We start from the raw sequence: 448 nt of genomic DNA on the forward strand, positions 1-448 counted from the left end.
CTCGGCCATGCGTTGCTCGTTCAGGGTGGCGAGCGTCAGCAGGCTGATGCCGTATTCGTGGTTGCCGTGGAGGGTAAAGGGGTTAAGCGGGTCAAAAGCACCGAGGACAGGCGTGGTAAACGTGCCGCCTTTGGGGGCGGTGGGATTGACGTATTCGAAAGCGGGGAAGTTGGCCGGATATTGGGGTGGTTGGCCAAGGCCTACGCCATGGGCGGCAAAGGCGGCAGATGGAATCAAACCGAGCAGAGAGAGTAGGGCTGGTGTTTCCATCTATTTTTCCTTGTAGGTTGAATATTGTATTCAGTAGTGTGCCGATCATAGCAAAAGCCGTCTGAAACTTGATATTTTTGGTTTCAGCCGGCGTCAGGTTTAAGAGGATTGTTTTTTCGTCTGGGCGCCGACCTCGGCAAGTGTGATGTTCAAGGTTTCCAAGCAGGGCTGCATGACG

General features: G+C 54.2%; 1 pseudogene. It reads right to left on the bottom strand.

Annotated elements, in window-relative coordinates:
- Positions 1-270, bottom strand: a pseudogene (locus ACTHTU_RS11325) (ABC transporter substrate-binding protein); the annotation flags it as partial.
- Positions 271-448 lie beyond the last annotated feature (178 nt).

The sequence above is a fragment of the Neisseria sp. P0020.S005 genome (assembly GCF_051957055.1).
Taxonomy (GTDB): Bacteria; Pseudomonadota; Gammaproteobacteria; order Burkholderiales; family Neisseriaceae; genus Neisseria; species Neisseria subflava_A.